Source organism: Spiroplasma endosymbiont of Polydrusus pterygomalis, assembly GCF_964030635.1.
Taxonomy (GTDB): domain Bacteria; phylum Bacillota_I; class Bacilli_A; order Mycoplasmatales; family Mycoplasmataceae; genus Spiroplasma.
Map to the genome: position 1 here is coordinate 813,933 of NZ_OZ034909.1, position 25,646 is coordinate 839,578.

38 protein-coding genes and 3 pseudogenes are annotated in these 25,646 nt (G+C 25.3%); 16 read left to right on the forward strand and 25 right to left on the reverse strand.

The window, feature by feature from the left end; genetic code table 4:
• Positions 1-16: 16 nt before the first annotated feature.
• The 4 genes from rpmI to ACQH23_RS05255 all read left to right on the forward strand — a co-directional run bounded on the left by rpmI (position 17) and on the right by ACQH23_RS05255 (position 1,850).
• Positions 17-211, forward strand: coding sequence for a 50S ribosomal protein L35 (gene rpmI / locus ACQH23_RS05240; protein WP_425379191.1), 195 nt, complete (start codon positions 17-19; stop codon positions 209-211).
• A gap of 28 nt (positions 212-239) precedes the next feature.
• Positions 240-599 (forward strand): 50S ribosomal protein L20, encoded by a 360-nt coding sequence (rplT, locus tag ACQH23_RS05245; protein ID WP_425379192.1) that lies wholly within the window; start codon positions 240-242, stop codon positions 597-599.
• Between the two features lie 300 nt (positions 600-899).
• Entirely contained in the window at positions 900-1,322 is a 423-nt protein-coding gene (locus ACQH23_RS05250; RefSeq protein WP_425377766.1) for a transposase, read from the forward strand.
• A 27-nt stretch (positions 1,323-1,349) separates the two neighbouring features.
• Positions 1,350-1,850 (forward strand): IS30 family transposase, encoded by a 501-nt coding sequence (locus tag ACQH23_RS05255; protein ID WP_425379315.1) that lies wholly within the window; start codon positions 1,350-1,352, stop codon positions 1,848-1,850.
• Here ACQH23_RS05255 and ACQH23_RS05260 read toward each other — a convergent pair.
• The 3 genes and pseudogenes from ACQH23_RS05260 to ACQH23_RS05270 all read right to left on the reverse strand — a co-directional run bounded on the left by ACQH23_RS05260 (position 1,834) and on the right by ACQH23_RS05270 (position 2,480).
• Positions 1,834-1,956 (reverse strand): hypothetical protein, encoded by a 123-nt coding sequence (locus ACQH23_RS05260; protein ID WP_425379170.1) that lies wholly within the window; start codon positions 1,954-1,956, stop codon positions 1,834-1,836. The genes ACQH23_RS05255 and ACQH23_RS05260 overlap by 17 nt on opposite strands.
• A gap of 21 nt (positions 1,957-1,977) precedes the next feature.
• Positions 1,978-2,250 (reverse strand): annotated as a pseudogene (locus ACQH23_RS05265) (hypothetical protein); the annotation flags it as partial.
• Positions 2,251-2,348: 98 nt separating this feature from the next.
• Entirely contained in the window at positions 2,349-2,480 is a 132-nt protein-coding gene (locus tag ACQH23_RS05270) for a hypothetical protein (RefSeq protein ID WP_425377661.1), read from the reverse strand.
• Between the two features lie 166 nt (positions 2,481-2,646).
• Here ACQH23_RS05270 and ACQH23_RS05275 point away from each other — a divergent pair, with 166 nt between their 5' ends.
• The 5 genes from ACQH23_RS05275 (at position 2,647) to ACQH23_RS05295 (ending at position 6,733) form a co-directional block, all read left to right on the forward strand.
• Positions 2,647-3,090 carry a hypothetical protein gene (locus ACQH23_RS05275; RefSeq protein WP_425379193.1) on the forward strand — a complete coding sequence of 148 codons (444 nt, stop codon included), beginning with the start codon at positions 2,647-2,649 and terminating at the stop codon, positions 3,088-3,090.
• A gap of 48 nt (positions 3,091-3,138) precedes the next feature.
• Positions 3,139-3,795: a hypothetical protein gene (locus ACQH23_RS05280; protein ID WP_425379194.1), complete on the forward strand. Its 657-nt coding sequence runs from the start codon at positions 3,139-3,141 to the stop codon at positions 3,793-3,795.
• 3 nt (positions 3,796-3,798) lie between these two features.
• Positions 3,799-4,956 carry a hypothetical protein gene (locus ACQH23_RS05285; RefSeq protein WP_425379195.1) on the forward strand — a complete coding sequence of 386 codons (1,158 nt, stop codon included), beginning with the start codon at positions 3,799-3,801 and terminating at the stop codon, positions 4,954-4,956.
• 55 nt (positions 4,957-5,011) lie between these two features.
• Positions 5,012-5,989, forward strand: a complete 978-nt coding sequence (locus tag ACQH23_RS05290) for a hypothetical protein (RefSeq protein ID WP_425379196.1) — start codon at positions 5,012-5,014, stop codon at positions 5,987-5,989.
• Positions 5,990-6,103: 114 nt separating this feature from the next.
• Positions 6,104-6,733 carry a hypothetical protein gene (locus ACQH23_RS05295; protein WP_425379197.1) on the forward strand — a complete coding sequence of 210 codons (630 nt, stop codon included), beginning with the start codon at positions 6,104-6,106 and terminating at the stop codon, positions 6,731-6,733.
• A gap of 26 nt (positions 6,734-6,759) precedes the next feature.
• On the opposite strand, the gene ACQH23_RS05300 is transcribed toward ACQH23_RS05295, so the two are convergent.
• Positions 6,760-7,218, reverse strand: coding sequence for a lipoprotein (locus tag ACQH23_RS05300; RefSeq protein ID WP_425379198.1), 459 nt, complete (start codon positions 7,216-7,218; stop codon positions 6,760-6,762).
• A 55-nt stretch (positions 7,219-7,273) separates the two neighbouring features.
• On the reverse strand, positions 7,274-8,518 hold the full coding sequence (locus ACQH23_RS05305; RefSeq protein ID WP_425379199.1) for a hypothetical protein: 1,245 nt from the start codon (positions 8,516-8,518) through the stop codon (positions 7,274-7,276).
• A 311-nt stretch (positions 8,519-8,829) separates the two neighbouring features.
• Here ACQH23_RS05305 and ACQH23_RS05310 point away from each other — a divergent pair, with 311 nt between their 5' ends.
• From ACQH23_RS05310 to ACQH23_RS05335, 6 genes are all read left to right on the forward strand, one after another.
• Positions 8,830-9,291: a hypothetical protein gene (locus tag ACQH23_RS05310; RefSeq protein ID WP_425377645.1), complete on the forward strand. Its 462-nt coding sequence runs from the start codon at positions 8,830-8,832 to the stop codon at positions 9,289-9,291.
• Positions 9,292-9,307: 16 nt separating this feature from the next.
• The gene (locus ACQH23_RS05315; RefSeq protein ID WP_425379200.1) at positions 9,308-10,591 is read left to right on the forward strand and encodes a hypothetical protein; all 1,284 of its coding nucleotides are present in this window, start codon (positions 9,308-9,310) and stop codon (positions 10,589-10,591) included.
• A 13-nt stretch (positions 10,592-10,604) separates the two neighbouring features.
• Positions 10,605-11,522: a hypothetical protein gene (locus tag ACQH23_RS05320; RefSeq protein ID WP_425379201.1), complete on the forward strand. Its 918-nt coding sequence runs from the start codon at positions 10,605-10,607 to the stop codon at positions 11,520-11,522.
• Entirely contained in the window at positions 11,512-12,531 is a 1,020-nt protein-coding gene (locus tag ACQH23_RS05325) for a hypothetical protein (protein WP_425377885.1), read from the forward strand. The genes ACQH23_RS05320 and ACQH23_RS05325 overlap by 11 nt, the downstream gene beginning before the upstream one ends.
• 15 nt (positions 12,532-12,546) lie before the next feature.
• Positions 12,547-13,200, forward strand: coding sequence for a hypothetical protein (locus ACQH23_RS05330; RefSeq protein ID WP_425379202.1), 654 nt, complete (start codon positions 12,547-12,549; stop codon positions 13,198-13,200).
• Between the two features lie 87 nt (positions 13,201-13,287).
• A complete protein-coding gene (locus ACQH23_RS05335; RefSeq protein WP_425379203.1) occupies positions 13,288-13,620 on the forward strand; it encodes a hypothetical protein in 333 nt (110 codons plus the stop codon).
• Between the two features lie 25 nt (positions 13,621-13,645).
• Here ACQH23_RS05335 and ACQH23_RS05340 read toward each other — a convergent pair whose 3' ends face one another.
• The 12 genes and pseudogenes from ACQH23_RS05340 to ACQH23_RS05395 form a co-directional block, all read right to left on the reverse strand.
• Positions 13,646-13,825 (reverse strand): hypothetical protein, encoded by a 180-nt coding sequence (locus tag ACQH23_RS05340; protein WP_425379204.1) that lies wholly within the window; start codon positions 13,823-13,825, stop codon positions 13,646-13,648.
• 4 nt (positions 13,826-13,829) lie between these two features.
• Positions 13,830-14,300, reverse strand: a complete 471-nt coding sequence (locus ACQH23_RS05345; protein ID WP_425377638.1) for a hypothetical protein — start codon at positions 14,298-14,300, stop codon at positions 13,830-13,832.
• A gap of 60 nt (positions 14,301-14,360) precedes the next feature.
• Entirely contained in the window at positions 14,361-15,152 is a 792-nt protein-coding gene (locus tag ACQH23_RS05350) for a recombinase RecT (protein WP_425379205.1), read from the reverse strand.
• Positions 15,153-15,154: 2 nt separating this feature from the next.
• A complete protein-coding gene (locus ACQH23_RS05355; protein WP_425379206.1) occupies positions 15,155-15,931 on the reverse strand; it encodes a hypothetical protein in 777 nt (258 codons plus the stop codon).
• Between the two features lie 2 nt (positions 15,932-15,933).
• Positions 15,934-16,080 (reverse strand): hypothetical protein, encoded by a 147-nt coding sequence (locus ACQH23_RS05360; RefSeq protein WP_425377635.1) that lies wholly within the window; start codon positions 16,078-16,080, stop codon positions 15,934-15,936.
• A complete protein-coding gene (locus ACQH23_RS05365) occupies positions 16,073-16,363 on the reverse strand; it encodes a hypothetical protein (protein ID WP_425377994.1) in 291 nt (96 codons plus the stop codon). Before ACQH23_RS05365 ends, ACQH23_RS05360 begins: the two co-directional genes overlap by 8 nt.
• A 13-nt stretch (positions 16,364-16,376) precedes the next feature.
• On the reverse strand, positions 16,377-16,544 hold the full coding sequence (locus tag ACQH23_RS05370) for a hypothetical protein (RefSeq protein WP_425377995.1): 168 nt from the start codon (positions 16,542-16,544) through the stop codon (positions 16,377-16,379).
• Between the two features lie 9 nt (positions 16,545-16,553).
• Positions 16,554-16,871 (reverse strand): hypothetical protein, encoded by a 318-nt coding sequence (locus ACQH23_RS05375; protein WP_425379207.1) that lies wholly within the window; start codon positions 16,869-16,871, stop codon positions 16,554-16,556.
• Between the two features lie 515 nt (positions 16,872-17,386).
• Positions 17,387-17,626, reverse strand: coding sequence for a hypothetical protein (locus ACQH23_RS05380; RefSeq protein ID WP_425379208.1), 240 nt, complete (start codon positions 17,624-17,626; stop codon positions 17,387-17,389).
• Positions 17,627-17,844: 218 nt separating this feature from the next.
• Positions 17,845-18,234: a hypothetical protein gene (locus ACQH23_RS05385; protein WP_425379209.1), complete on the reverse strand. Its 390-nt coding sequence runs from the start codon at positions 18,232-18,234 to the stop codon at positions 17,845-17,847.
• A 21-nt stretch (positions 18,235-18,255) separates the two neighbouring features.
• Positions 18,256-18,528, reverse strand: a pseudogene (locus ACQH23_RS05390) (hypothetical protein); the annotation flags it as partial.
• Positions 18,495-18,758, reverse strand: a complete 264-nt coding sequence (locus ACQH23_RS05395) for a hypothetical protein (protein ID WP_425377728.1) — start codon at positions 18,756-18,758, stop codon at positions 18,495-18,497. The gene ACQH23_RS05395 and the pseudogene ACQH23_RS05390, both read right to left, overlap by 34 nt.
• A gap of 206 nt (positions 18,759-18,964) precedes the next feature.
• Here ACQH23_RS05395 and ACQH23_RS05400 point away from each other — a divergent pair.
• Positions 18,965-19,793: pseudogene (locus tag ACQH23_RS05400) on the forward strand (IS5 family transposase).
• 149 nt (positions 19,794-19,942) lie between these two features.
• On the opposite strand, the gene ACQH23_RS05405 reads toward ACQH23_RS05400, so the two are convergent.
• The 8 genes from ACQH23_RS05405 to ACQH23_RS05440 form a co-directional block, all read right to left on the reverse strand.
• Positions 19,943-20,605 (reverse strand): IS3 family transposase, encoded by a 663-nt coding sequence (locus ACQH23_RS05405; RefSeq protein WP_425379210.1) that lies wholly within the window; start codon positions 20,603-20,605, stop codon positions 19,943-19,945.
• A gap of 69 nt (positions 20,606-20,674) precedes the next feature.
• On the reverse strand, positions 20,675-20,932 hold the full coding sequence (locus ACQH23_RS05410) for a hypothetical protein (protein ID WP_425379211.1): 258 nt from the start codon (positions 20,930-20,932) through the stop codon (positions 20,675-20,677).
• The gene (locus ACQH23_RS05415) at positions 20,933-21,565 is read right to left on the reverse strand and encodes an IS30 family transposase (protein WP_425379285.1); all 633 of its coding nucleotides are present in this window, start codon (positions 21,563-21,565) and stop codon (positions 20,933-20,935) included. It lies immediately after the preceding gene.
• Positions 21,566-21,883 (reverse strand): transposase, encoded by a 318-nt coding sequence (locus ACQH23_RS05420; protein ID WP_425379212.1) that lies wholly within the window; start codon positions 21,881-21,883, stop codon positions 21,566-21,568.
• A gap of 75 nt (positions 21,884-21,958) precedes the next feature.
• A complete protein-coding gene (locus ACQH23_RS05425; RefSeq protein ID WP_425379213.1) occupies positions 21,959-22,246 on the reverse strand; it encodes a transposase in 288 nt (95 codons plus the stop codon).
• A gap of 282 nt (positions 22,247-22,528) precedes the next feature.
• Positions 22,529-23,941: a Fe-S cluster assembly protein SufB gene (gene sufB, locus ACQH23_RS05430; RefSeq protein ID WP_425379316.1), complete on the reverse strand. Its 1,413-nt coding sequence runs from the start codon at positions 23,939-23,941 to the stop codon at positions 22,529-22,531.
• Between the two features lie 21 nt (positions 23,942-23,962).
• Positions 23,963-24,415, reverse strand: a complete 453-nt coding sequence (gene sufU, locus ACQH23_RS05435; RefSeq protein ID WP_425379214.1) for a Fe-S cluster assembly sulfur transfer protein SufU — start codon at positions 24,413-24,415, stop codon at positions 23,963-23,965.
• Positions 24,416-25,645 (reverse strand): aminotransferase class V-fold PLP-dependent enzyme, encoded by a 1,230-nt coding sequence (locus ACQH23_RS05440; RefSeq protein WP_425379215.1) that lies wholly within the window; start codon positions 25,643-25,645, stop codon positions 24,416-24,418.
• Between the last annotated feature and the right edge of the window lies 1 nt (position 25,646).

The following is a 25,646-nucleotide window of genomic DNA, read 5'->3' on the forward strand; positions in this document are numbered from 1 at the left end:
ATAAGGAGGGAAATTTATGCCAAAAATGAAAACAAAAAAATCTTTAGCAAAAAGAGTAAAAATAACTGGGACAGGGAAATGAAAAATTGCGCATGCGTATACTTCGCATTTAGCGCAAAATAAGTCAACAAAACAAAAACGTCATTTACGAAAAGCTGGCTTAATGGATCACACTGATCAAAGCCGCTTAAAAAATTTATTACAGGGGTAAGAAAAAGAAAAGAAGGGAGTATTAACAAATGGCAAGAGTAAAAGGCGGACCAACAACAAGAAAACGTCGTAAAAAAATTATTAAAGAAGCAAAAGGATATTTTGGCACAAAATCAACTCACTATAAAAAAGCAAAGGAACAAGTGATGAAATCATGAGCATATGCCTTCCGTGATCGTAAACAACGTAAAAGGGATTTTCGTTCATTATGAATTCAAAGAATTAATGCGGCAGTGCGCGAACATGATATGTCATATTCACAATTTATGAATGGTTTAAATAAAACAAACATCGAAATAAACCGTAAGATGTTATCAGAATTAGCAATTCATAACCCAAGTGAATTTAAAATGCTAGTGGAAAAATCAAAACAAGCGTTAAAAAATTAACAAAACTACTTTGTAAAAAGTAGTTTTTTATTACAAAATTAGGGAAACTATTCGATATCAATTAAGTTAAGTTGCTAATTATGATAATTAAGCATAAAATAGACTTCTTGCGATACCTTATTATTTATGCTTAAAAAGCAATTAAAATTTTTAAAAATGATTATTTTAAAGTTTAATTTAATTTTTTTATTTGGCTGAATTATACTTGTAAGTGCAAGTAAATAAAATTGCAAAAAATCCCATATAAAAATTTTATGATGCTAAGTTTATTTTAGAAAAAATAAAGCAAGGGGTTTTTATATGGGATATAAACATCTTGGCATAGATGAAAGAATTTATATTGAGAATCAATTGAAGTTTAAAATAAAAATTAGTGAAATAGCTAAAAATCTTAATCGAAGTATTAGTACTATTATTCGAGAAGTTAATAGAAATAAAGATAATAATCATTATTTTTCATTAATTGCACAAAATAAAGCAGAAAATAGAAAACAATCACATATTTATTTTCATAAGTTTAAAAATAGAGAATTAGTAAAATATGTACAACAAAAATTATTATTAGGTTGATCACCCGAACAAATTTATGGCAGAATTAAAAATTTTCATAAAGAATGAATTATTAGTTTTAAAACAATTTACAATTGAATTTATTCTGGATTACTTGAAAAAGTTACTAATAAAAATTTAAGAAGAAAAGGTAAGAAACGAAAATATCAATAAAATCGGGGTAAATTTAATGGTAAATCAATTAAAGAACGAAATGATAATGTTAATAATCGCGTAACTCTTGGTCATTGAGAAGGTGATACCGTAGTATCATCACGAGGTAAAAGTAAATCATGTTTAATAACTTTAGTTGAAAGAACATCAAGATTTACTTTAGCAATATTAGTTGAAAATAGAACTACTAAAGTTATTAACGAAAATATTAGCCATTATTTATCAATTCTTCCAAATAATCTTGTTAAGACTATAACATTTGATCGTGGTAAAGAATTTGCTAATTGACAACAACTTGAAAAAAATTTAAATGTGAAAATTTATTTTGCTAATGCATATTCACCCTGACAAAGAGGTACTAATGAAAATACTAATGGTTTAATTAGAGAAAAATTTCCTAAAAAATTTAATTTTTCAAATACTACTAAAAATGCAGTTCATAAATTTATATTGTCTTTAAACCAAAGACCAAGAAAAATACTAAATTATCTTTCGCCAATCGAATATTTGGTTAGAAAAATAATTTAGTTGCACTTAACTTTACAATTTGGCATTTTTTATTTCTATTTTGTTTTATTAATATTTTTCTACGCATACGCTTTACATATTCAGCTTGAATATTATTTTCTTTCATAATTCGTAATACTTTCTTAGCATTATAAACAATGCCATAATCTTCTTTTAAATATTTGGTAATTCGACGATAACCAAATTGTTTTAAATTTTCTTCATAGACTTTTACAATATTTTTTAATGGTTCACTATCCTTACCATTACTTGAATAATTTTTATATTTATCTCAATAACTACGCTTTAAATTTGTTACATCAAGTAATAAATTTAGTGGATATTTATTAATGTTTTCTTTGATAAAAAATACAATTTTTCTTTTATTTAATTGTAAAAATCATGAAGCTTTTTTAGTAATTCATACCTAACTTTGTAATAGTTTAAATCTCTTTTTCCTCTTTTTTCTTTTGGACCTTTATTGGTGTTTAAAATTCCTTTCTTAAAATTTTCATACCATTAAGCAACAGTTTTTTTATTAATTGCATATTTTTTTGCAATAAAACTTATACTATTATTTTTAACCTCTTGTCCTATCCTTTTTCGAAAATCTGCTGTATATTTATTAAATTTTTGTCCTTTTCTTGCCATATAAAAATGCACCTCCTTTAAAGTTTAGCAAAGACTTTTTTTCTTTACTTACTTTTTTGGGTGCAGTATATCTCATCGTAAAGACATTTTAGAAAAATTAAATTGATGATATGAAACTTATAAAACAAAAGAAAAATTAGATAAAAATGAATTAACAGCAAGTTTAATGGGTAAAACTATTTTCGGTTTATTAGAGACTAGTGATGGCAATATTGATTTATGAATTAATCCTTTTAACTTTACATCACGTGTAAGTAAAATAAATGAAATTGAACAAGGGGCCGACATTTGATTAAATTATCATCAATCAGATAGTGGTTTTATTTTAAATTTAATTTGTACCAAAGATAAAATAGTTATTAAAGGTTGACCAAAAAATAATGAGGTAGTTGTTGGACAAAGTAAAACACAAATTAAAGATGATGTTAGACCTTTTTTAGTTCAAGAATTTAAAAATAAATTAGGAATAGTACCTTTTTGAGAAATGATAAATGAACCTAATCCGTTGTTCTTATCAACTTCAACTACATTAAATCCATGACCTACAATGGCAAATTGTTATAAATTACAATTTGATTTAGAAGATAGTTTTAATATTAAATCAAAATAACGATGAGCTAATCGTACGCACTGATATGGGGTATTAGATGATGGTTTAATGAATGCTTACAATATGGGAAATAAAAAAGCATTACAAGATGTATTTGATGATATTTTCATTCAATCAGGTCAAACGGCAGCAGATGGGACATCATCGCAATCTTTACAAGTAGTACAAGGTACACCAACCTTAGAAACATATACTGAAGATCAAAAATCTATTATTGAGCAAGTATATTTAGCCTGTCATTTTTCTAGCCCATTTGGGGATAAATCAGATAATGACCAAAATAAAACACAGTCATTATTAACTAAAACAAAAGACTTAGAAAAACAAGCATATTTACAAGCATATCGTAAGCAATATTATACTAAAATGTTTGATACAGTTTTAAAATATTATGGTTTATGAAATGGTAGTGGTGAACGCCCTTATGTCTTTGATTTTATTAGTGCTAGTTTAGTTGACCAAATGCGACAAAATGAATTAATTACTGCTAGATTAGATAATGGCACAATGGAACCAGTAAGAGCCATAATTGAATATGATAATATTGATGAATTAGAAGCAACAAAATATTTTGAAAAAGTAGAAAAATGACAAGATAAAATGCAAACCAAAGAAATAGAACATAATAATAAATTACTAGAATATGATGAAACTGGTAATAATCAAAACGCCTTACAAGGTATAACAGAAATAAAGGAGAATTAAAAAATGAGTAGAATTAACTCCGGGGTTATCGAAGAATTAAGAAGACAAGCCCACGATACTTTAATAGATATCAGAGAAAATATAAAAGATAATCGACATTGAATGGTATTTCCTTTTAATGTTTATAGTTCATATATTCCTGATACTGAGACAGGTTGAAAACCCAATAACGCAAAACCTAGTGATTATGGTAGTTATTCAAGAATATTTGATAATATGGAAAGTACTATTGCACAATGACAAGATAGTTTAAAAATAGTACAAAAATATAAAGGTGAAGAAATCAATATCTTAACAATTGATGATTTTAAAAATCAGCCAGTTAACTCAACTATATGAGCAAATAATGAAACACTTTTCGCGATAAAATTAAAAGATGAAAATAATAATGTTTATTGAAAATTAATTGATGGGGAAAATATTTATGATATTAATAGAATGTTAGCATACTTAAAGCAATATAAATTAAGTTATTTTATTAATAATGATAATAAAGCCGATAATTTTTATACAAAAGATGTTAAGGTTGGTAAATATTGAGATGCTTATATGATTGATGATAGAAGTTCAATTCAATTTGGAGAAGCTAAATTTGAACAAGTATTTACCCAACAATCAACTGAAAGACAATATACTTTATTAATTTTAGATGAAGATGCAAGTAAATTAAATATTAATGATTATTATAATTTTTATACGGTTTTTAATGACCATGGATTAAATATTGGTGGAGGTAATATAAATATTGCTCCCCAAGATAGACAATGATTATATCCATCAAATGTTATTAATTATTATTCACCATATGATGGTAGTTTTTTATGACAAGAAATTACCTTTTCAAGTATTAATGACAAAATTAGTAATAGTGGTTTATCAGTACGACAATTTATTCAAACAAGTGCCCCGGGCGAGGGTTGTTGTTTTCCTAAAATAACTTATGATGAGAAAACAAATAAAGGTATTGTTGAATTAGATGATATGTTATTAAAAGATCCTGGTGTTAGAGCAATGACAGTTAAATTTTATGGTAATCCGATCTTTTTTGATATGCCTGTAATTGGGAGACCAATTATTAAAGGTCAATTTAATAAAAAAGTAATGAATTCACGAGATTTATTAATGTATAACATGTATCCGTTGTCCGCCTGACAAAGTTAATACTTATGCATCACCTGAGGTAAGTTGATATAACATTCAAGGGATTCAACCAACAATGATAACTGGTTATGAAAATTGAAAAAAAGATATGGAAAGTAGATATGACTTTTGAAAACAAAAAAATAGTGAAGGTATTGTTATAACAGATAATGCAAGTTCAACAGCAACTAATCCCGTTGTTGGAACAACTATTAATGAAGAAAATAAGGACTCTAAATTTTATTGATCAAAAGATTGAAAAATAACACCACCAAGTCAAATAGAGGTAAAAGGTGGTAAGGTTGATAATATTATTAGTACTCAAGCATCATCTTATTTTAGAAGAAAAGATGAATTTGGTAATACTGTTGGTAGTGTTCAAATTGAATACAATAAAATGGGTTCATGTAATGTTTGAGATATTTTAAATATGAATAATTTTATTAACCGTCAAATAACAATATTACCTTTAAACTATACTCAAAAGTTAGTTTTTAATCCTTTTACGATACCAGGCGGAGTTGGTAAATTATTAAACTTTATTTCGTTTGGTATTCCTTGGGGCTGAGTTATTAATCAAGATGAAAAAACTTGACCTAATTTTCAATGACTTAATGGCTTTATGAGTGCTAATATTTATAGTTTTTATAATGATGCTTTTTGGTCTGAAAACTCAAAAGGTAAATGTTATTTACCTTTTGAAATATTTAGAGAACAAGGTAATGATAAAGTTGGTGCTATTTTTGGAGCAAATGCCACTAGTTTCGGGTTTACTACTTTATTAACTGATAAATTAGTAGGTACTGTTTTAACTAAGGATGGTAAACCAACAAATAATATAGTTTATTCAACATATAATCTAAAACAATTAAACGAAAAAACTAACCGAGTTTATTTAATTAATGAACTTACAACAGTAGTAGATGCTCAAACATCAGTTAGTTATAGTGAAGAAGATAATGATTGTGAATTCTTACAAACACCAGATGGAACAAATTGTGGTTATATTATTTATATGTTTTCAATACAAGCATTATATAAAGGTAATTTTTAAATTATCTTTTATGCTGATAATCCTTATACCAATAATGAAGAAGATTATTTAAGATTATCAGTATGGAGTTTTCGTGGAAAAACAAAAAGTGTATTAAATAATTATTTACGAGATATGACAACTAATTATAAAACTAGTTTCTTATTACCACATGACTATGAAATCCCAACATTTAATTACCCACAATATGTATTACCACCAAGCATTGATTTTCACCCGGTACAAATTATATTAGACAAAGATGATAGTAAATTAGATGTTTATGCTGAAGGTAATGGTCGAGGTGGTACAAAAGATGAAACACAATATAATCAAGATGTTTTATTATTTGATTTTGGAACATTTGGAGCAACAGAATGAAAACAAGTACAAAATAATTATGATAGTTTTAATTTTTATAATAATGGTAATATAACCTTTAATGTAAACAGTATTGATCCACAGTTTAATTGAAATAAAAAATTAGAAACAAATATTAATATTAAAATAGAAAATATTAATGAAAGTGGATATTCTATTTTTAATAATTTAGAAGAATATAAATATCCATTTAGTAAAAATGATGATGGTTACCATTTTAAAACTAAAATTATTTTTTATAATGAAGGTGTTAAGTTAAAAATGAAAATTAATTATGAATTGTATTTAAAAGGAAAATTAGAATTTCCTTTTAATACCAAATATAATGCTCATTTTTTAATAGAAACTATTCCTGTTGTTTATATTAATTTAAAACAAAAATAGGGTAAAACCCTATTTTTTATAATAATTTAAACAATAATATTTCCGTTTTCATCTATTTTAGGTATGTCATTATTTATAGATTCATTTTCACCCAATCATTGATAAACATTTTTGAAATACTCACCTTTATCTTGTCCTCATGTATGGGAGAATTTTTTATCATCTTTTTTTATTCATAAAACAAGACCAGAATAGTATCTGCTACCAGTACTTAAATTAATATAATAATTATTAGATGTATAAATGTCTTTACTTTTATTGTTGTTTTGGAATTTAATAATATTTCACTTAATATTTTCTCCTCTTGCAATAACAAAATATCACTTATTATCATCTTTGTGAAAAGGTTTATTTGAAGAACATATTTCTTTTAAATTACCAATAATTTTATTTTCACATTTTGGTTCTTGACCGCAACTTACTATTCCTAATGTACTTGTTCCGATTAAAGTGATTACTCCTAAAAGACTTAATATTTTTTTCATTTTAAATAATTATTTCCATTAAATATAAATTATAAACAATAATAAAATTTAATTTTTAAGATGATAATGTATCAATTACTCCGCACAAAACCGCAACTGATCCTGCAATAATTGAAATTATTTCACCTATTCCTGTAAATGCTGAAGCGCCAGCGGCTACCGAAACCCCTCAACCAACATTTTGACATCAATCAAGACTAGAATCAGAGTTAGAATTTTCTAAATTTTGTATTTTATTATCTAATTTATTAATCATATTTGTTAAAGTATCAATACTTTCTTTTATTCCTTTAACAGTTTTATTTAATTCTTCTATCTTAGATGTATTGTTTATTATTCTTAAAATAATAGATAAATCTCGAATATATCCTTTGGCTGTTTCTTTTCATTCACTTGATGAATTCAAATTATTTTTTCAATTGTCTATATGGGATTTTCATTGTTTAAATAATGGGTCATTAATTATTTTATTTTTAATTTCATTAATTTTAGTTTTAGTATTAAAAATTAGTTTTTTACTAAGTCCTGCAGAATAAACATTACTGTTATTTTTTACAACTAATTCAGCTGAAAAACTTTCAGTAAAACCCGAATATTCACTTTTATTAATAATTTCAAATTGAGAAATATCTAATTTAGGATATAAATATTTAATTTTATTTAAAATACTAACGTTATTATTGTCTTCAATTAATTCTAAGTTAATAATATTATTGCTATTATTTGTTGATCTTTTTTGTCTTGAATTATTAAAATCATCATTAAAATTATTAATATAATTATTTTCATATATAGCACCATCATCTATAATATTAACAGATTCTAAATAATAAGAATTACTAAATACATTACAAGCAACTGTAATTTTTATTCTTTTTTGTCTGTTGCTTTTCTGTCAAACATCATTAATTTGATTTCAAGAATTAAAAATAGGTCGAGCAATTAAAACTTCTGGTAAGTCATCACAATTTCCATCATTAATTTCTCCTACATATTCGCTTTGAACTCCGCGATTTTTATGTTTTTCAATTAAACTTTTAAAAATATAATCATATTGATATGGGTTATTTTTTTGATAGTTGTGAATAATTCTTTCTCAAGAGTTTGGATTAAAAATTCCAGTTATTCTTCCTTTTGTAAAAAATTTGTCTCCAGAACAACTAAAATAAATATCTGTTTTAATTTCTCTCTTAATTATATTTAATTTCTCTTTTTTTTGATAAGGGCTAGCGGCAATTGTTGTTGGTACAGCAGTTCCAACAATAGTTAATACACTTAATAAACTAAGTAATTTTTTCATACTTGTTTTTCTCCGTTTCTTAATCTTGAAACTTTTTATCAAGATCTATTCCCAGTATATATATATATATATATATATACAAGCAAAATTAGTAATTATTTTAAAAACTTTTATCTTGTTAAAAAGCTATTAATACACGTTTTAAGGGGTAAATTAGCAATGAAATATATTAAGTTTATTTATTTTTACATAAAGTGTTGTATTAGTAAAATAATAGTATATAATGAAGGCATAGGTTTAATCTTTTTCCGTAAAAAAGAGTTACGCTGACTTGTTAATCGGACAAGGATAAAAAAAGAGGAGTTTATAAAATGGCACTTATAAAAGAACAATTAATCGAACAAGGTTTAAGTGAAGAAATTGCAGAAAATATCTTAAATCAGTTTAATAATGAAGCAAAGCAAATTAGAGAAAGTGTGCAAAAACGCGAAGATGTTATATCAAAAGAAGACTTTATTAAATTATCTAATGAATTAGATGAATTAAAAGCCTTTAAAGATGTTCCATCTACTAAAATTGAAGATATTAAAACTAATTTAGAAAAAGTTAGTGGTAGTTCTTTATTTGAAAAAATGCAAACTTTAAAAGAATTAAAACCTGATTTGTTTGTCGAAGAACAACCATCAGTTTCACCAACTAATTTAATTAAAGATATGATTGAAAATTCGGTTGAAAATAAAAATGATGAAATTGAAACTATTAAAGAAAAAGGAGCATATACTCCAGAAGAAATTAAGAAATTAACTGATTATACACTTAAAAACCTTAGATAATAAGGGAGTGAATATTATGGCAACAATTAATTTGCCGCAAGTACATTTTACATTACAAGGTAATACAACAGGTCAAAAAGCCTATGTTGATATGGTTAACGCTATGCTAAGAGGACCATTAATGAATGAGCATGCAAGTATTATGCAATATGCAACTGCAACTGCTGAACAAGTTGCTTGATTACCTAATGCAGGACAAGCATTATATAATTTAACTCATCGTGTGGTATTACAAGATGATTATTCATTACCAAATGGTGGGGCAACTCAAACAATGGGATTAACAAGAATTCCGGTGCCTATTAATAAAAGATTTAATTTAAAATTAATGAATGAAGCATTTGACTTAGCAATGATAGAACAAAATATTAAAAATGGTGTTATTGCTGATGCTATTGCTAGTGTTGTACAGAATAAATTTGTTAATTTAGAATGTGAATTAATTCAGGCTATTTATGATTATTGTTTAGCAGATGGTCAATATGAAGTAATTCCATTTCGTAGTTATACAGCCGATAGTGCCGATGAAGCAAATAAAGCATTCTTTACATTAAATGAAACTTTGATTGAATTAACAAATCAAATTAGTAGTTTATATTTTGGATTGCCAACCGATAAAATGTTTATGGTTTTAGGACGAAGATCCTATTTAGGATTAACACCGGCTTATTTAAAAGTAATTGGTTCACAAGCTCAATTAAAAGCAATGGTTAACGGTGAATTATATGAAAATACCGCAATGGGTATTCCGGTATCAAAAAGTTTTCATTTAGAAAAAACATATACAAAAGGACAAGTTAACCGAGATAAGGGTTATAATTTTACTAATGTAAATGGTTTACTTATTAATAAACAAGTATGAGCATATCCAATTAATATGGATACTATTCAACAAGTTTTAGATAATGATACTGCTAACCCTAAATGAATTGGTAAAGTGCAATATGCAACACCAACTATTTTATATCCAAAAACATGTAAGATTATTTTAGAAGTTGCACCAACTCAACAAGAAATTGATCAAGCAACTGCTAATTTAAATAAATCATTCCGTGTTCCTGTTGATTATGTTATTGGAAAACCTGCTTTATCAACAATTATTACTACACCCAATTTAGGAGCAATTACTATGGCTGGAACAGAACCAAATACTACTGAATTAGAAACAGCAATTAAAGCAAAAAATAATAAATATGTAAATGGAAATGCAACATTTAGTTCTATTACAGCTACTGGTGCATTAGCAACCGCTAACCCTAATAAATATAGTGAAACCGTTAATTTAACTTATTCAAAATAAGTAATATGTAATTATGAATTTACTAATATTACGAGTTTTAACTTTATTAGCAGAAAAATTAGGTAATGAACACATAATAAGTAAGTTTGTTAATTTAATTAATAAAGTTAATAAATTTGCGTCATATTATGCTAATCCTTTTCAAAAGATTACAAATAAAATTGAAGATATTTATCAGTGATTAAATCCTTATACTTATTTAAATTTAATTAAAAAAGGTCATAAAAAAGAAATTCAACAAATATTAATTAAATTAGAAAAAGATAACAATATTAAAAATAGAGAACAATTTAAAAAAGAAAATTATCTAAACACTAATTGACAACCTTTAAATAGTAGTTGGCTTAATAGTGGTATGTTTAATATAACAAATAAGTTAACTTTAACAGGTAATTTAACTATTTTAATATATACAAAAACAGCAAAACACCCGAAGTTTTATGGTCCATATGTTTATCCTAGTGTTCCATTTGAAATTTGAAAATTATTAAGTAATGCTGTATCTAATGCTGGAATTTTATTTTGGCGTTATTGATTAAGAAAATGATTACCTAGTCATTTAAGAGATTATATTAAAAAACGATTACCAAAAGAATTAAAAGAAAAATACCCAAAAGGAAATATTAAATTAACATTACCACATATTCAAAAATTACAACAAATTAAAACGTTTATTAATAATTTAAAGATTGGTCATTTTAATTTTAATTTTGCTGGTGAAATTAATAACAAAAAATGATATCGAGAGCGAAAAAGTGATGTTAAAAATATTAATAATTTATATAAAACACCAGTTAAAAGTATGTTTTATAAAACTAATAAAACTATTAAAACAATTAATAAAACACAAAGAAATGTTAATAGTTATAAACCATCTAATTTAAGAAATAAATATCGTAATCAATTAAGGGGTGTATTATATGGAAAGTAATTTAAATAATTTATTATTTATAACAGTTGAAGATGTTAAAGAAAGTAAACTTTGACAACCTATTAATGACCGTAAGCAATCTGCTTATAATGATAATTTAATTTATAATGCTATTTTAAAAACTAGTTTATGAATGGATAGATTATCAGGTGGGACAATTTCAGATAAAATAAATAAAAAAGATTTATTTCCATGAGTTAAAAAAGATAATACTGGTTTAATTGAATATGATAAATGATTAAGTTATATTCAATCTGCTTGTTTATTAGCAGTTATGAATTGATATTTACCAAAAGGAGTTAATGATTTAACTGGTAGTGCTTCATTTTCACAAGGTGGTGTGGCATATTCACAAACAAATGACCCCGAAGCAAATGAAAATATTACTCGTGATGTTAAAAATGCTTTAAAATTAGCTGGTGAAATAATTGATATTATATCTAGTAAAACGGTTGATAGACCATATAATTATCATTTAGGGAATTATGCTCATCCTTGAGAAGAAGAATATAAATATATTACGAAAAAAACATTTTATGACAGTTTATTATTTTATTTAAAAGAACGCGTTCAAACTGATAACACTATTAATATTACTCATCCAACAATTATCGATTATAGTAAAATTGATTATAATGAATATATTAAACTTGTTGTTCCGTTTGATAATGATACGATTTATTATGATAATGGGGTTTGAAAAACAAATATTTCAGATTGAGAAATTGTTGACACTAGTGATTTAGATAATACAAGGTTTGATTATGAAATACAAAATTGAGATAAAGAAAATTATAAATACAATATTTGAATTAAAACAAGTAATCAAAATCATTATTATTTATCAACATACAAAAATTTTAAGGGAAAAATAACTGTTGGATCATTTGATTTAGAAAATAAATTTTCTCATCGTGTAGAATTAGAAGATGATGGAATTATTGCTATACGTACTGGTGGGACAGATGGAACAATTACTGATTTACACATTGAAAAAAAAGTAAGTTAGAAAGGGGTTTAATTAATGAAGCAAGATAAAACAACTTGATTAAAGGGTGCATTACCTTGAAATTGATTTAAAAAAGACCCTATTCCAACTTATAATTGAACCCATAAAGATATTAGAGAATGAGAAAGAAAATATAAAATTAGGAGTTGAGTAGTTAGTTTTTATACTTTAATGTTTTTAGCATTAAATTTTTGATTGGAATACGGGATGATTAATAGTATTAAGGATCAAATTAATTGATACAATTATGGTCAATATTGAGGCAATGGTATTGCCATTTTATTAACACCTTTATTTACACATGGAATTCAGGGTATATTTGTTGCTAGTAGTAAACCAAAAGTAGATATGAAAATTGATATTCCACGATTAAAAGTTTCTAAAATGGGATTAGTATTTACAATTTTACCTTTAATTACTTTAATAATTTCTTTAATTATTATTTTAATTGATAAATTAAAATGAAAAAAAGACCATTTAAGACATTGTTTAGATTGTCGGATTAATTCTCGTGTTATTCAACCAAGAATAGCAAAACAATGAAATAATTTAGATGGTATAACAGAAGAAATATTTAAAAATATACAAAACGAAAATATTAAAAAACAAAAACAAGAAGAAAATAACAAAAAATTAAATATAAATAATAATTATGAAACTAATAATTAAATTTTATTAAAATAGACTATATATAGGGGTGGTAGATATTTTGGGTGGTTATATAGCTTAATTTATAAATTATTTTGTTCTGAAAGAATGGATGGCTACTGTTTGAGTAAGGATAAGAAAGGAAACAAAAACATGAATGAAACATTAATGATTGCTTTACTTGTGTTAGCTGGTGCTGGTGGAATGGGTAGTCTTGGTATTCTTGGATTATCTGCTAAAAAAATTAAAAAATATAAAGCAGAACTTAGAGAATTAAGAACGGCTGTTATTGCCCACGAAAAACATTTACGAGGACCTGATTATGCAACAGAATTAGCCCTTAAAACAGGTCAAATTAAAAATGTTAAAAAACAAGTTAAAGTAAACGACAAAAAACAAGCACAAAAAGATGCTATTAGAAAACTAACAAATAGTATTTAAAAAAATAACCAATTAAGGTTATTTTTTATTTTTCTTTGTTGTGACTTATATAAAAATTAATAAGATATTCTATTCGTTGTGAATAAGTATCAAAGTTAGATAATTTATTTCAAACTTTTTCTTCATTTTCATTTAAGTAAATATTAACATTTCGAATTTTACAAGAATAATATTTTCCTTTTTTTTGATTATATGATTTTTTCATAATATTAAACCTCATAATTAGCAATAATAATGGCATCTCGTAAATGATTACTTATTTTATCATTATTATATTTTCAACCTTTACCATATTGATAAATTAAATTACTATCTTTATCAAATTCTCATATACAACTATCATTATATTTACTTAAATTTTCCATATTTTTAACAATTGATTTAGTATGTTTTGGTGATACTCAATTAATATTGTGTACTTTTTTTGTATTGTATTTAACTGTTCCAATTACTTTTAATAAATCATCCCTATCTTTACTTGCATTAGCAGATGTATATAAACAATCTTCAATATTAATAATTGCATCTGGTCTTAATACATCTAAAATAATATCGGGTTGTGTAATTCAATCATAATGTGTATATTCGGATTTATCAATTAATTTATTATCTTTAAAAGTAACGATAGCAGTAGTACCAGTCCCTGATGGGTCAATACCTATTTTTATCAAGTTGCTCATTCTTCATCATTATTATTAACTGTTGGTACTACATTAGAAATATCTTCTTCTTTAACTACATTATTGTTTGTATCCGCTATTTCTATATAAGATGAGGTATTTTATATTGTTTGATAAGGGTTCATCGCTCATCTGCCCCTTATTTTTGGCGACAGTAATATCATTAAAAGGTATATAATCAAAATTACCATCTTCTTTAATTTCTTTTTCATCTAAATCAATGTCAGTAATATCTACACCTAATTCTTGGGCTAATTTACGATATAATTTTGCTTCAACCATTTCTTTTGGTCATTTATTTCAAGGCGAATATTCACTATTTCCACTTGGACTACTATTTTTTAAACGGTCAATATCGGCTTTTCTTAATAAAATTCCTTTTGTTTCACCAGTTAAACGATTAATTCCAAAAGCATAAGCACCAATAATATTTTCATATTGACTGGTATTTGTCATAAAATCTATTTCATGTAATTTGGGTTTTTGTAAATCAGTATCTCATACAAATTTTTCACTTTTATAAATAATTCCTCGTTTTAAAATTCAATTTTCTTGTTCCATTCTTTTTTGAAACACACTACTATCAATAATAGTTGTTAATTTATTTTTGAATGGAATAATATTAAAATCTTTTCCGAATATTAAACCTTTATTACTTAAATTAATAATTCCTAAGGCTGTAATTTTTCCATTATCAGCATTACCCACTAAATTCATATAACTTTGATTATTTTTTAATTTTAGTTCTTGTAAAGCAATTAAATTTTCTTGTAAATATTTAGCATTAACATTTAATTCATATGCTTTAATTGCTGTTGCTACTAATTCTTTTATTCCCATTTGATTATTCATAATTATTTCTCTCCTTTATTTATTTTTAATTTAATTCCATTAACACCAATAGTATTAATGTTTTTATTACTATCTCATTGTTTTTTAATTTCGTTTTTAACAATTTGTTCATCAACAATTAAATAATTTTTAATTAAATTAATAAGTTCTAATTTATCAGCATTTTGTAAAAAATCATCATTAACACCCAAAATATCAATATCTTTAATTAATATTTTTTCTTTCCGAAATTTACTAGTAGTTTTTTCTAAATCTTGTTCTATTTTTGCTACATCTTCCATAACACGAACTTGTTCATCTTCAATTTGGTCCATGTCTAACCCCATATCAGGCGTTAAGTTATTAGCATATTCAACCCTATTTTCTTGTTCTTGTTTTTTGGTTTGAATAAACTGTTGTTGTTTTAAGTATTGAACTTGTATTAGGCTATTTTTAATTTCAATTTTATTATTTTGAAGTACTTTTTCTAAATTAATAATATTAACTCTAATTCGATTTACTTCATCTTTAAAATCTTTTATTAATTCTAATGGTTCTCTAAAAACAAAATCAATTTTACTAATAGCACTGGGTATATCTTTTAAATGTATATCTTGATAACCATTTAATGCATAATGATTAAGATGACGATAGATAAACTCTGCTAATTCTTTACCGTGATTATCAATTCAATTTTTAATCGGTAATGCTTTTAAACTTAATTCTTTAAAATCATTACCTTTTAAATAAAATGGATAGGTAATATTTTTAATTTGATTATTTAACTTTAAATCTGCCATAATTAAATTTCCTCCAAATTCATATCCATAATTAAATTATCAATATATTCGTAAGCAGTCTCTTCTGAACAACATTCTTCTAATGCGATATTAAATAAATCTTCTTCGCTATAAACATAACCACTTTCATCTTTTCACATATTATTCATAATTTATCACTTCGTAGTCTGCTTCTTCATCTTCTAAATAATCATCTATTAAACTTTTAACCTCATCAATTTCATATCATTTTAAATTTAAATCAAAATCTTTTGGCAATGAAATATTACCTACATGTCGCTCTTCATTACCAAATTTAAGATATAAATTTAATTCTCAACTCATATCATAGTCACTATCAATTTGTGCATAAATAATATCTTTATTACTAATTTTTAATGCGTTATTATTAATTCATTTTTCATTTAAGTAATCACTAATACAATATGACATTTTCTTATTCCTCCTAATTATTTTTATTGTTTAATGCTCAATGTTCATCAGTAATATCTTCTTGCGATACTGAATAACTTTTAAGCATTAATTCATTCAATTTATTTTCTTTATTGCATTCTTTATGAAAACAATAACCTCAATATCTTTGTTTAAGACAAATTTTATTTAACTTTTTCATATAAACCTCCTAAATTATTTGATTGATTTTTTTCTCAATTTGTAATATTTTTCAACCATCTGATGCTAAATCTAAAATATCGTTAATTTTGTAATGTTGCATATAAGAAGCAATAACGTCTCATTTATCTTCAAATAAATTTAAATACATTTTTGCCCATTCTAAACATTGCAAATCATAATGATTTTTATGATGAGAAATACGACAATTAACAGGTTGACAATTCACTCAATCAAATAATGTTGTTATTTCACTTCAAGTTTTATTAATATACAAACTTTTATATTCCATTATATTTCCTCCTATTTTTAATTCGCTGGCACTCACTCCCAAGTGAAAGTGCCAAAGCGAGAATTAGTTATATAAGTATTTATCTATTTATTTACTACGCCATCCGCTTCACTGGGGATGAGCGGTGGCGATAATATATTTAATATTTGTTTATTATTAGATAATAGACAGTTGTTTTTATGAGGTAAAGCCAGAGAATTCTCTCTCTTCATCCGAACTATTTCAATTCAAAACGTTCAGTTTTTAAAATAAATTCACTTGCACCTTGAAGAGCCTGGTGCTGGCTTTGTGGTTTGTAGAACCACTGCCATCCTCGATGGGACAATGTCTATCGCAAATTTATTTATAAAGTGGCCATCTCTATTTTTATTGTCGTTCGATGTTGACCTTGCACTTATCACGACTATCGCTTAGTTCTAATAAACCAGCGCCGATTTACATATTTCCTCATACACTATTTCAGTACTTGCCTCGGCTGTATGTGGGAATGAGCTTAAACTCATGTTCTTATGGAAGCACTTAGTTATTTAAAATAACCGTCCCACTCTGTATTAAGTTGTTTTATAAAATCAAATTTTAAAAGAACCAGTTTCTCAATCAAAGATAATTTTTGAATTTTCTAATTTTTTATAAAACCGCGTTTGTTTTTTATCTTTTGTACGATTTAATAAGTCTTTATGTTTTTCACAAGTTCATAAAACTTTATTTGATAAAAATTCTTCGGTAATGAATGATATTGATTTATAGCAATTATCAACATCACATATTGTTTGTTGCGTATTAATTTCCATTACTTACTCCTTTCTTTGATATTAAGTTTTTTTATTTATTAGCCAAATTAATTAACTAAAACAGAGAAAGGACAACACCTTAAAATTGGAGAAAAAAAGGTACACTTTGTAAAGATTTATAAGATATTTAATAAATGTGTAAACAACTTTAAGTTAATGAAAAAGTTGCGATAAAAAGTTTCTATTTTAAGAATTTAAGATGCTGCCCTTTCTCTGAATTAATTAATAATTATGGGTTTACAAATAAAAAAACAACCCTTTTTATTTAACAAGAGTTGTTTTTTGTAGGTTCATCGTACACGATGCCTTTTATTAATTGCAGCATTTAAATTATCAATTACAAGTTTGTTATTATTAAATTTTGATCATTTTACATCAATAATTTCTTTAGTATATCCATCAATTATTGTTGATTGATAATGTTTTTTACCATTTCAAATTAAATAAGTTACATCAGTAAATAAAATTGAAAATCTTTCTTTAATATCATTAAAATTACGATTTACTGAATCAGGATATTTAATTATATTTTTATTTCTATTTTGTTTTATTAATATTTTTCTACGCATACGCTTTACATATTCAGCTTGAATATTATTTTCTTTCATAATTCGTAATACTTTCTTAGTATTATAAATAATGCCATAATCTTCTTTTAAATATTTGGTAATTCGACGATAACCAAATTGTTTTAAATTTTCTTCATAGACTTTTACAATATTTTTTAATGATTCACTATCCTTACCATTACTTGAATAATTTTTATATTTATCTCAATAACTACGCTTTAAATCTGTTATATCAAGTAATAAATTTAGTGGATATTTATTAAGGTTTTCTTTGATAAAAAATACAATTTTTCTTTTATTTAATTGTAAAAGTCATGAAGCTTTTTTAGTAATTCATACCTAACTTTGTAATAGTTTAAATCTCTTTTTTCAAATGATTCTTTTGGACCTTTATTGGTGTTTAAAATTCCTTTCTTAAAATTTTCATACCATGAAGCAATAGTTTTTTTATTAATTGCATATTTTTTTGCAATAAAACTTATACTATTATTTTTAACCTCTTGTCCTATCCTTTTTCGAAAATCTGCTGTATATTTATTAAATTTTTGTCCTTTTCTTGCCATATAAAAATGCACCTCCTTTAAAAGTTTAGCAAAGACTTTTTTTCTTTACTTACTTTTTTGGGTGCAGTCTAGTCTATATCCATCCTTTTAATTTTCTTTGTGGTCTAATTTCATTATGCTTCTTGCGATACCGGCTTTTCTTATTAATAATATTTCTATAGAATATAATTAAAAATAAAAAATATAAATTAGGAGGGTATAAAACTATGAAAAATGATAACTTTAAATTTCTTAATGATAAAGAATTATTACGATTAACAGGAATAAAACAAAATACTTTTAATAAAATGTTAGATATTTTAAAAGAAGCCGAGTTAAAAAAATTTAAAAAAGGCGGAAAAGATAATAAATTATCATTAGAAAATCGTTTATTAATGACTTTATCATATTGAAGAGAATACCGAACTTATTTTCATCTTGGCAAAACTTTTGGCATTAGTGAGATTAATTGTTATCGTAATATCAAATGAATTAAAAACACTTTAATTAAACACCCTGACTTTCAACAACTTGCTGGGCAAAAAACATTAATAAATAAATATTTTAATGATAAAACAATTATTATTGATGCAATCGAAACAGCAATCCAACGCCCAAAAAAAGACAAAAAAATACTATTCCAAAAAAAGAGAAAAAACATACTATCAAAACACAAATAATCCTCGAAAAAGAAAGCAAAACTATTATTGCAACAAATTTTGCTTGTGGTAAAACCGATGATTTTCGTTTATTTAAAGAATCAAAATACCGCTTTTAAAAGCTAGCAAAGTAATAGTTGATACAGGTTATCAAGGCTTGCAAAAAGTGCATCGGAATGTTTTGATTCCGCATAAAAAAACAAAGCAAAAACCTTTAAATAACGAACAAAAACAGCATAATAAACTAATTTAACAAATGAGAATCGTTATTGAAAATGTTTTTGCTATCCTTAAAAAATTTAAAATTATTACTGAAAAATTTCGCAATCGTAGAAAAAGCTTTGCTTTAAGATTTAATTTAATTGCTTCAATCTATAATTTTCAATTGTTATTATAAATAAAACAAGAAGTTGAATGAAAATTAACTTTAAATAATAAAATCATTTTTTGTTGTGCCAAAATAACGCATCGCTTATAAAGACTATAAGAATTAAATTAATAAGAGGTATAAATTCCTATTTGCACAGTTTCAGATAACTGAGAATTTTAATTAAAAAATGCTTTCATTTCATATTGAAGTGGTGGCATTTTTAAATTTAAAATTTTTCTTTTTTCATTATAATGAATTATATAATTATCTACAATATTTTTTACTTCTAAAATATTTTTACAGTGTGATAATTCTGAGTTCTCGGTTTTAAGAATTGAAAATCAATTTTCAATCGGTGAGTTATCTAAACAATTGCCTCTTCTTGACATACTTATATTTATACCGTGTTTTTTTAATAATTTTTCATAAGCTTTTGAGGTGAAATGAATACCTTGATCAGAATTAATAGTTAATTCACCTTTGATTATTTTTCTTTTAATAATTGCTTCTTTGATACAATTATTTACTCAATTTACTGTTGGAGTTGTTGTTAAAGAATAATTTACTATTAAATTACTAAATAAATACTTGATTGCAAATAAATATACTCATTCTGTGATTGTTTTAACATACGTAATATAAATTGATCACTTTTGATTAGTTTTTTCAGCTTTAAAATTACGTTTTAATAGATATTTATGTCGAATATGTTCATTTGTCATTTTTAAGAAATGATTAATTTTTTTTCTTGTTTTAATTCTTACACTATAAATTCTATTAGCTAATTTCATATAACGATAAACTGTTGAATTCGACACATTAATTTTTTGCTCTTCCAAAGATAATTTAATTTGTCTGTGTCCTTTAATACTATTTTCTCTATGAATTGCTTTAATTATTTCATATATTTAATAATCAATATTTGGTTGATATTCATCACAATTTTTTGAATATTTATTTCAAGTATCATATGAAATTCTTAATTCTTTTAAATATCATGATAAAGTAATTTTTGAAACTTGCAATTCTGATTTAATAAAAGCAATTTGTTTTCTAATGTTTGTTTTTGTTTTTATCTTTGGAAGAGCTTCAAGCTTTTTTAAAACCTCATTCTCAGCTTTTATTCTTTCATTTTCTTTTTTGCCAAATTGTAAAGTTAAGTGCAACTAAATTATTTTTCTAACCAAATATTCGATTGGCGAAAGATAATTTAGTATTTTTCTTGGTCTTTGGTTTAAAGACAATATAAATTTATGAACTGCATTTTTAGTAGTATTTGAAAAATTAAATTTTTTAGGAAATTTTTCTCTAATTAAACCATTAGTATTTTCATTAGTACCTCTTTGTCAGGGTGAATATGCATTAGCAAAATAAATTTTCACATTTAAATTTTTTTCAAGTTGTTGTCAATTAGCAAATTCTTTACCACGATCAAATGTTATAGTCTTAACAAGATTATTTGGAAGAATTGATAAATAATGGCTAATATTTTCGTTAATAACTTTAGTAGTTCTATTTTCAACTAATATTGCTAAAGTAAATCTTGATGTTCTTTCAACTAAAGTTATTAAACATGATTTACTTTTACCTCGTGATGATACTACGGTATCACCTTCTCAATGACCAAGAGTTACGCGATTATTAACATTAGCATTTCGTTCTTTAATTGATTTACCATTAAATTTACCCCGATTTTCTTGATATTTTCGTTTCTTACCTTTTCTTCTTAAATTTTTATTAGTAACTTTTTCAAGTAATCCAGAATAAATTCAATTGTAAATTGTTTTAAAACTAATAATTTATTCTTTATGAAAATTTTTAATTCTGCCATAAATTTGTTCGGGTGATCAACCTAATAATAATTTTTGTTGTACATATTTTACTAATTCTCTATTTTTAAACTTATGAAAATAAATATGTGATTGTTTTCTATTTTCTGCTTTATTTTGTGCAATTAATGAAAAATAATGATTATTATTTTTATTTCTATTAACTTCTCGAATAATAGTACTAATACTTCGATTAAGATTTTTAGCTATTTCACTAATTTTTATTTTAAACTTCAATTGATTCTCAATATAAATTCTTTCATCTATGCCAAGATGTTTATATCCCATATAAAAACTCCTTGCTTTATTTTTTCTAAAATAAACTTAGCATCATAAAATTTTTATATGGGATTTTTTGCAATTTTATTTACTTGCACTTACAAGTATAATTCAGCTTTTTAATAAATAGTTTTCACGTTCTAAGGGTTTTTTAAACTTATTTAATTCAAAATCTTTTCGCTTTTTTTGTTCTTTTAGAATTTCTTTATTTTGTTGAAATTGATTTACTCATTTTGAAATAGTTGCTAAACTAATATGATATTCTTTTGCTATTTCACTATAAGATTTATTGTTAATTGAGTATTCATTAACAATTTTTTCTTTAAATTCAAAAGAATGATCTTTAGACCCTTTTATTTTACCTTTAGCCATATAAAAATGTTTCTCCTAACTTTATATATTAATAATAATCTAGAAAAATTTTTATTTATATATCTCAGTTAAAAGAAACATTGCAGTATAAATTCCTATTTGTATTTTTTCTTTATGAATTAATTTGCGATGATTATCATAGTATCGCAAGAAGTCTATTATTATTTATGCTTAAAAAGCAATTAAAAACTTCTGTTTCTTTTTGTTGACGTAAAGCCGATGAAAGCTTATTTCGGACTATTAACTTTTCTCGCAGAATTTTTTGCTTACCAAGAACTGCCATTAACCAACATTACCTTCCATATCCATTTTAATTAATTGATTTAATTCAACGGCATACTCCATTGGTAATTCTCTCGTAAAAGGTTCTAAAAATCCCATAATAATCATTTCTAAAGCTTCTTGTTCAGATAAACCACGGCTTTGTAAATAAAACAGTTGTTCTTCGGAAATTTTACTTACTGTTGCTTCATGTTCAATTTGTGATTCATTATTATAAACCTTGTTTTGGGGAATTGTATCAGAGTGTGATTTTCCATCTAAAATTAAGGTATCACATTTAACCCGTGCTTTTGAATATTGTGCTTTAGGACCAATATGAACTAAGCCACGATAATTGGTTGTTCCCCCATTAAAAGTCATTGATTTAGAAATAATTTTCGAAGAGGTATTTTTCCCTAAATGAATCATTTTTGAACCGGCATCTTGAATCACATTTTCTTTAGCAACAGCAATTGAAATACATTGTCCTTTACTATTATTCCCTTTTAAAATAACACTAGGATATTTCATATTAATTTTTGAACCAACGTTACCATCAATTCATTCCATTTGACCATTTTCCTCAACAATACTCCGTTTTGTAACTAAATTTAAAACATTATCACTTCAATTTTGAACTGTGGTATAACGCATTTTAGCATTTTTCCCAACAAAAATTTCGACAATCGCTGCATGCAAAGAATCACACGAATAAACTGGCGCTGTACAACCTTCAATATAATGTAATTCAGCATCATCGTCAACAATAATTAATGTTCGTTCAAACTGTCCACTATTCTGATAATTAATTCGAAAATAAGCTTGTAATGGTTTTTCTAATTTAACGCCTTTCGGAACATAAATAAATGATCCCCCCGATCAAACTGCCCCATTTAACGCTGCATATTTATTATCCGTATTAGGAACTAGTGTTCCAAAATATTTTTTAAATAATTCCGGATGTTCTCGTAATGCCGTGTCACAATCCAAGAAAATAATCCCCTTTTCTTCAACTTCTTTCAGCATACTACCATAAACAGGTTCACTATCATATTGGGCTTTAATTCCAGCTAAATATTCCCGTTCTGCCTCTGGTAAGCCTAATCGATCAAAGGTTTCTTTAATTTTTTCAGGAACTTCTTCTCATTTTGTCACAATATGTTCTGTTGGCTTAATATAATAAATATACTCATTAAAATCCATAAATTGGAGATTTGGACCTCAACTTGGATTTTTCATTTTCAAAAAATTATGATATGACTGTAACCGATTTTCTCGCATTCATGTTGGTTCATTTTTATGATCTGAAATTTCATTAATAATTGCTTCATTAAGACCTTTCCCCGTATTATAGTAGGAAATGTCTCCGTCATTAAAACCATATTTATAACTAGAAATTTTTTTAATTTCTTTTTCTTGTTTTAATTTTGGTATTAATAAGACCTCCTTTACTTGTTAATTATCATTTGCTTTTAATAAGTCTAATAATAATGTTTGAAAACCAGCAACACCAATTGTGGCGCATTTAATTCGATTTGGTTGTTTTGGAATATTAATAAAAGCAATTAAATCATCTATTTTTTTTTCATCATATGATTGTTCAAAAATCATTGCTAAATAATTATCAATAATTTCTAAACTTCCCGTAATTGTTTTTCCTTCTAATTCTTGTGCCATAATATCCGTTGACGCTGTTGAAATGGCACAACCCACACCATCAAAACTAGCACTAATAATCTTATCTTTTTTAATCATTAATTCTAAATAAATGTCATCAATGCAAGACTCTGAAACTTGATGAATCAAATAAACCGCTGGTTTTTTGGTCAAACCTTTATGTTGTGGCTCTGAATAATGGTCCATAATAATTTGTCGTAAAAACATTGGGTCATTTTTATTAAATTCCATTTAAACCAACTTTCCTAAAAAATCTTGCTCATCAACAAGGGTTGATACTAATAAATCAATATCTTCATAACTATTATAAATTGAAAAACTAACTCTAACGGTATTTTTTTCAGGAATAACTTCACCAATTAAACGGGCACAATGATCGCCACTTCGCACTGTAATATTATTCCGACTTCCTAAATGCATTGCAACATCTTGGCAAAAAACATTTTTAATATTAAAAACTAAGGTTGCTGCTTTAGCATCGGCATTATAAATTATTGCTTTATCTTTTAACTTTTCATTAAACTGTTTAATCGCATATTGCTTCAATTGGTGGGTATATGTAATAATTTCTTGCAAAGTAACTGCATTAATAAAATCAATTGCTGCTCCAAAGCCAAAAATATCAGCAATATTAGCTGTTCCTGCTTCTAACCGTTCTGGTAATTTTTTTACACTATAATTTAAACCATCACTATCAACTCGGGCATTCATCCCTCCACCAACAATTAAAGGTTTTAATTCTAATAATAATTTTTCTTTTCCTCATAAAATCCCAATTCCCGTGGGTCCAAAAATTTTATGTGCCGAAAAAGTAATAAAATCAGCATCTCATTTTTGCACATCAGTTGGCATATGAATAACTCCTTGAGCACAATCAATAATAACAATTACCGCTGGATTAATCTTTCTAATCATTGCAATAATGGCTGTCGGGTCATTTTCATATCCTAAAATATTTGGTACATTAGCAAAAGCAACAATTTTTGTTTTAGCAGTAATCATTGTTGCTAATTGTTTTAAATTAATTCTAAAATTTGTTTCTGGTAAAAATTTAACAACTGCTTTTTTTTCTTGCGCTAAACGATATCACGGTAAAATATTAGCCCCATGTTCTTGTTTGGTAATTAAAATTTCATCATCCTTCATAATCTTTGAACTTAAACCATAAGCAATTTGATTTAAACCATATGTTGCTCCGGGTGTAAAAATAACTTCGGTTACTTTTTTAGCATTAATAAACTGTTGAATTTTATTACGAACAATATCATATTGAACATTTGTTTTATAGCCTAAAATACTATCAATATTATGGGGATTAGTTCCATAATTTGCATAGTACTCACCAATCGCATCAATAACGACTTGGGGTTTTAAACTAGTTGCGGCATTATCAAGATAAATTTGTTCAGCATTATTTTTAAAAAAAGGAAATTGCCTTTTAATTTTTTTATAATCAATCATC